Origin of the sequence: Paenibacillus cisolokensis (assembly GCF_018403665.1) — a bacterium.
Lineage (GTDB): Bacteria > Bacillota > Bacilli > Paenibacillales > Paenibacillaceae > Paenibacillus_AH > Paenibacillus_AH cisolokensis.
Genome location: NZ_BOVJ01000258.1, coordinates 1 through 5684, shown reverse-complemented (window position 1 = coordinate 5684; position 5684 = coordinate 1). Strand labels below are relative to the sequence as shown.

Sequence of the window (5684 nt, the reverse complement as noted above, 5' to 3'; positions counted from 1 at the left end):
AATTATGCAAAAGGCTCATTTAAGAAGAAGGTCGGCGTGTCGCCGAGCGAATACCGCGAGTCCCAAGGGAAATAGCCCCCGATGCGCAAAGAACAGCCCGCCAGGGCTGTTCTTTTGCGAGGCGCGCGGGAGCGGGGACGATCATGCGATCGGTCCGTTGCCCGAGCCGCTCCTCTGATGCATCGCCATGAAGGAAGGCTATAGCCTGACATCGCTTGGCGAGCCGTCCCGCTTCTGCCGGCGCGCTTCCGTGAGCTCGTTCTCCCACGACAAATGGCGGTAATTCGCCGCCGCCTCGTCGGTTGCAAACCAGTTCGCGAAATCGTCCCAAAGCGCCTTGTCCCAAGCGGCATCGATCTGCGCCGTCGTGTAGACGCCCTCTTTCAGACGGATAAAGCCGAAGATGTCCCGGACCTGCGACTTTTCCGCCTGCACGACCGTCGGCTCCGCCAGATGCGGCGGAATGAAGATGACGCCGGCCGGCGTTCCGAGCACGATGTCGCCGGGCAGACAAACGGCCTTGCCGATTCGCGTCGGCACATTCATGCCGACCATCGTCACGTCCGCGATGGCCGTCGGATCGCTGCCGCGATAGAACACATTGATATTGTCGATCCGGACCACCTGCTGGTTGTCGCGGATGCCGCCCCAGATGACCGCGCCGCCCCGTTTCGTGCGGCTCGCGATGGCCGTCGACAAGTTGCCGCCGACATAGGTGCCCATATGAATTTTATCGAACAGATCGACGACGACGACGTCGTCCTCTACAAGCGTGTCGATGACCCATTGATTGAAGAAGCCTTTCCGGCCTTCCTGCTCGTGCCCGTATTTCAGCAGCGTGTCATGCAGATCGGGACGTTTGGGCACCATGACGGCCGTAACGGCGCGCCCGACCATGACGCGATCGGGATGAATAATTTTGAAATCGCCCTCGAACTGAAAATGATAACCGCGATGCCAGAGCGCGCCCCACGCTTCCTCGAGCGTAATGTTCCGCAAGCGCCTCAATATGTCGTCCGGCACCTTCGGACGGCCGTTGGCGAAACGTTCTCCTTCCCAATGCGGGGTCAGCTGCACGATATCTTCCGGATTGTCAAACTTCATCTGAAGCACCTCTTCCGAAATTAATAGTATGCGGCAAGGTTGCGGCCAATCTCGGTTCTATTGTCAAGCACGGCGCCGCTTTTGTCGATGCGGCTTTTTTTGTTTTCGCACGGCCGCCCGTAAAATTTCCCACCTAACTATTTAAAAATCAAACCATTTCATAATTTCGTCACCTGTTCGCCTGAAATCGCTTTCGTTTATAGTATTGTTCAAAAAGGAGTTGATGCGCCATGGGGTCATGACGGTCGCCAAACCGGATGCGGCCAAGCGGCCCGGACGAAAACGTCGCGGCACCGGCGATGCCAACTGGGCGGGCTACTTGTTCATATCGCCGTGGTTGCTCGGATTTTTTCTGCTCACGTTATGGCCGATCGCGCAATCGTTCTACCTGTCGTTTACCGAATATTCGCTGCTGGACCAGCCGAAGTGGATCGGCACGGACAACTTCGCGAAAATTTTCGGCAACGATCCGTTGTTTGCAAAATCGCTCGGCGTCACCTTTATGTTCGTCCTCGTCTCCGTTCCGCTCAAGCTGCTCTTCTCGCTGCTCGTGGCGATGGCGCTGAACCAAAGCTTGCGCGGGATGGATATTTACAGAACGGCGATCTACTTTCCCTCTCTGATCGGCGGCAGCATCGCCGTCGCGGCGCTGTGGCGAAACATGTTCGGGCTGGACGGCTACGTCAACCAGGTGCTGGCCTGGTTCGGCATTCAGGGAGTCGGCTGGATTTCGAACCCGGATACGGCGCTCGGCACGTTGATTTTGCTGAATACGTGGCAGTTCGGATCGACCATGGTCATTTTTCTCGCCGGCCTGAAGCAAATTCCGCAGGAGCTCTACGAGTCGGCCGCCGTGGACGGGGCGAGGCCGCTGCGCAAATTTCTCCACATTACGCTGCCGATGCTTTCGCCCGTCATGTTTTTCAATCTGGTGCTCGGTATTATCGGTTCGTTCCAGATGTTCACCTCCGCTTTTATCATCACGAAAGGCGGGCCAATCAATTCGACCTACATGTACGCGCTGTTCCTTTACGAGAAAGCGTTCAAGCATTACCAGATGGGATACGCTTCCGCGCTCGCCTGGATTTTGCTCGTCATCGTCGCGGCGCTTACGGCGATCAATTTCTTCGTCTCCCGCTACTGGGTATTCTACGAATCGGACGGGGGGAAAGTGAAATGAAGGCGCTGCATAGACGGACGCTCCGGCATCTGTTGCTGACCGCATTCTCGCTGCTCATGCTGTATCCCGTCTTGTGGTGGGCGGGCGCCTCGCTCAAAAAACGGAGGAGCTTCGCCTGCCGACCTTATGGCCGGCAACGCCGATGTGGGAGAATTACAGCGAAGGCTGGCGGTTTTCCGGCGAGTATACGTTCGCCCGCTTCTTCGGCAATACGCTTCTGATGGAGGCCGGCAACGTCATCGGAGGCGTGCTTACGGCAGCGCTCGTCGCTTACGGCTTCGGGCGGCTCAATTTCAAGCTGCGCGGGCTCTGGTTTTCGATCATGCTGCTGACGATGATGCTGCCCGGACAAGTGACGGTCGTGCCGCAATATATTTTGTTCAATCATTTCGGCTTTGTGGACAGCTACGTTCCGCTCGTCCTGCCGCATTTTTTGGGGGGAGGCGCCTTTTTCATCTTCCTGCTCGTTCAGTTCATCCGCGGCATTCCGCGCGACCTGGACGAGGCGGCGAAGATCGACGGCGCATCCGTCTACGGCATTTTCCTGCGCATCATCTTCCCTCTGCTTAAGCCGGCGCTCGTGACGGTGGCGATTTTTACCTTTATTTGGAGCTGGGACGACTTTTTCGCGCAGGTGCTGTACATCAGCTCGATCGACAAGTTTACGGTCGGCCTGGCGCTGCGGATGTTTATCGACCAGTTTGAAATTCAATGGGGGCAGCTGCTCGCCATGTCGCTTCTGTCGATCGTGCCTTCGGTCGTCATTTTCCTGCTTGCGCAGAAGCATTTTGTCGAGGGGATCGCGACGACCGGACTGAAGGGATAGCGGGAGTTTAAGGGATAGCTGTGAAGGAGAAGTGTGAAGGCGAATTGCGAAGGGAAGTGCGATGGAGAAGGGTGAAGGGGAAGGCTGGAGGAAAAGTGTGAAGGAGAAGTGCGAAGGGATGTGCGATGGAGAAGGCTGGAGGAAAAGTGAAGGAAAATTGCGAAGGGAAGTGCGATGGAGAAGACTGGAGGAAAAGTGTGAAGGAGAAGTGCGAAGGCGAAGTGTGAAGGGGAAGGCTGGAATCAATATTGGGAACGGAAAGGGGAACGGACAGGATGAAACCGGTCAGATCCAGAGGGCTGTATTGGCTCGTACTGGCAGTGCTGCTTATATTGTCGGCCTGCAGCTCCGGCGGGGGAAATTCGGGGGACGAAAGCGGCGGAACGAGCACCGGCGGCGGGGAAGACGGCGGCAAGTCCAGGACGCTCAGCATTATGTGGTGGGGAACCGATGCGCGCCACGAAGCGACCAAACAAGCGCTCGAGCTGTATACGCAGCAAAATCCGGGCGTCTCCTTCAAGCCGGAATATATGGCATGGGACGCGTATTGGCAGAAGCTGCCGACGCTTGCCGCCTCGAAGTCGATTGCGGACGTTCTGCAGATGGACGCCGCCTACCTGCAGGAATATGTCGCCAGGGGTCAGCTGGAAGATTTGTCCGACATCGACTTGAGCGACGTCGTGGACGCTGCCGTAATCGAGAATCTCAAGATCGACGGCAAGCTGTACGTCATTCCGCTCAGCCTGAACGCGCAGGGGATCGCCTACAACAAGACGGAACTCGAGGCCGCCGGCATTCCGCTGCCGCACAAGGACTGGACGTGGGAGGAGTTTTCCAATGGGCGAGGGATGCCCGGACGAAGCTGCCGGAAGGCAAATATCCGATCGGCGACACGACGACCTGGGACGGCTACCAGTATTATCAGGCGTCCCAGGGAAAAGGTCCGGTTATGGCGGACGGAGGCAAGACGTTCAACCTGGACAAGGAGACGTTCATGACGTTTTTCCATACGTATGAGGAATTCCGAAAAGCCGGCATCGTGCCGCCGGCCGAAAAAGCGGCGCTTTCCTGGAGAACGATCCGCAGGCCGATCCGATGGCTTCGGGCACGGTCATGACCCGCGGAGCGACGACCGGCTCCGTCAGCGCGCTGGAGCAGCTCATGCCGGGCCAAGTGGGCATCGTCAACATGCCGGTCGGTCCGGCAGGCGGAGGCTGGGCGCAGTCGACGATCTTCCTGAGCGTAAGCGCCAACTCAAAACAGAAGGAGGAAGCGAAAAAGTTCGTCAAATGGTTCATCGCGGATAAGGAGGCCGGCAAAATTCTCGGCCTGACGCGGGGCATTCCGATCAATCCGGACATTTACAGCGAGCTCGAGCCGACGCTGGAGCCGAAAGACAAGCTTGGCAAAGAACTGTACGACATTTCCCTCGACAAGGCGATGCCGTTCTATCCGGCGGCGGCAGGCTACAGCGAATTTGTGGACGGCTTCAAGCGGGAGATGGATGCGGTCGCCTTCGGCCAGCAGTCGGTCGAAGAGGCGTACGACAAGCTGGACAAGATGGGCAAGGAGCTGGCCGCGAAAGCCGGCGGCTGACCTCGCGCAGAGCAAACCGGCCGCCGCAGGGGAAGGCCGGGCGCTGCGGTCGCGATGGAAGGCGGTGTCAGCGGAGAAGGCTGGGCGCTGCGGTCGCGATGGAAGGCGGTGTCAGCGGAGAAGGGCCGGGCGCTGCGGTCGCGATGGAAGGCGGTTCCAGCGGAGAAGGGCCGGGCGCTGCGGTCGCGATGGAAACCAGGTCTGAGGGAAAGGCCGAGTGCTGCTTATGAGGAGGTGGCGCAAAATTGCAAAAATGCAGTTTTTCGCTCCAAAAAACGGAAAAATCAAAAATTACTGCAAAAATGCAGTTAATTTTATACATTTTTACCGTTTTAAGCAATTTGCTAACAAAAATCCTGCATAATCGCAGGAATTTCATAGTTTTGGTCAAAACAGCGCAAAAAAGATGCACTTTTGCAGGAATCTTCGGCTTTGGCTTTGGAGTTTCAAACGAACAAGGGAGCCGCTTAAACGGGTGATTGCCGACATCATTCATTCTAACGGTCATACACGCACACGCGCACCTTAGTATGATCCATTCTAACGGTCAGACGCGCACCCGCACCTTAGAGAGTGAAAAAGCCCCTTTCACCACAATTCCGGCCGCTAAGCGGCGCCGGCGGTGATCGTTACATTTGCAAACAGGCGTTTTTCGCGGCCAAGGATAGTGGCGATCGTTAAAAGCTTGAGCCATTCATTTCGCACGCGACTCCCAGCGCACGATTCCCAGCGCACGACTCCCAGCGCGCGGCTCGCCGCATGGTAGCAGTCAACCACATGTCGGCTAGCCGGGGCCAACCGGTTAGACGAGGCGAGAATCTCCTTTTGACGCGTTTGCGTTTGACGCGTTTGCGGCCATGGAGGAGTTCCGGCGTACTCTGGCGTCTAGTTGCCTTTCCGAATGGGCGTTTTGGCGAAATATGGGCTGAAGCGCTGTGAAAGTCCGTTAGTTAACATTTTCGAATCGGCATCTTTTGC

6 protein-coding genes and 1 pseudogene are annotated in these 5684 nt (G+C 57.1%); 5 read left to right on the top strand and 2 right to left on the bottom strand.

From position 1 onward, the window contains the following. Nucleotides 1-198: 198 nt before the first annotated feature. Complete coding sequence (locus PACILC2_RS25700; RefSeq protein ID WP_213531846.1) at nucleotides 199-1104, bottom strand: RraA family protein; 906 nt, start codon at nucleotides 1102-1104, stop codon at nucleotides 199-201. A gap of 223 nt (nucleotides 1105-1327) precedes the next feature. On the opposite strand from PACILC2_RS25700, the gene PACILC2_RS25695 reads away from it, so the two are divergent. The 5 genes and pseudogenes from PACILC2_RS25695 (at nucleotide 1328) to PACILC2_RS27730 (ending at nucleotide 4706) form a co-directional block, all read left to right on the top strand. Continuing rightward, the gene (locus PACILC2_RS25695; RefSeq protein WP_372447243.1) at nucleotides 1328-2284 is read left to right on the top strand and encodes a carbohydrate ABC transporter permease; all 957 of its coding nucleotides are present in this window, start codon (nucleotides 1328-1330) and stop codon (nucleotides 2282-2284) included. Then, nucleotides 2281-3110 (top strand): annotated as a pseudogene (locus tag PACILC2_RS25690) (carbohydrate ABC transporter permease). The gene PACILC2_RS25695 and the pseudogene PACILC2_RS25690 overlap by 4 nt, the downstream one beginning before the upstream one ends. A 275-nt stretch (nucleotides 3111-3385) precedes the next feature. Continuing rightward, nucleotides 3386-4108: an ABC transporter substrate-binding protein gene (locus PACILC2_RS27740; RefSeq protein ID WP_244863874.1), complete on the top strand. Its 723-nt coding sequence runs from the start codon at nucleotides 3386-3388 to the stop codon at nucleotides 4106-4108. After that, a complete protein-coding gene (locus PACILC2_RS27735; protein ID WP_244863872.1) occupies nucleotides 4060-4227 on the top strand; it encodes a hypothetical protein in 168 nt (55 codons plus the stop codon). Before PACILC2_RS27740 ends, PACILC2_RS27735 begins: the two co-directional genes overlap by 49 nt. Continuing rightward, nucleotides 4206-4706: an extracellular solute-binding protein gene (locus tag PACILC2_RS27730; protein WP_244863871.1), complete on the top strand. Its 501-nt coding sequence runs from the start codon at nucleotides 4206-4208 to the stop codon at nucleotides 4704-4706. The genes PACILC2_RS27735 and PACILC2_RS27730 overlap by 22 nt, the downstream gene beginning before the upstream one ends. A 67-nt stretch (nucleotides 4707-4773) precedes the next feature. Here PACILC2_RS27730 and PACILC2_RS25680 read toward each other — a convergent pair whose 3' ends face one another. After that, a complete protein-coding gene (locus tag PACILC2_RS25680; RefSeq protein WP_213531844.1) occupies nucleotides 4774-5214 on the bottom strand; it encodes a hypothetical protein in 441 nt (146 codons plus the stop codon). Nucleotides 5215-5684: the final 470 nt, after the last annotated feature.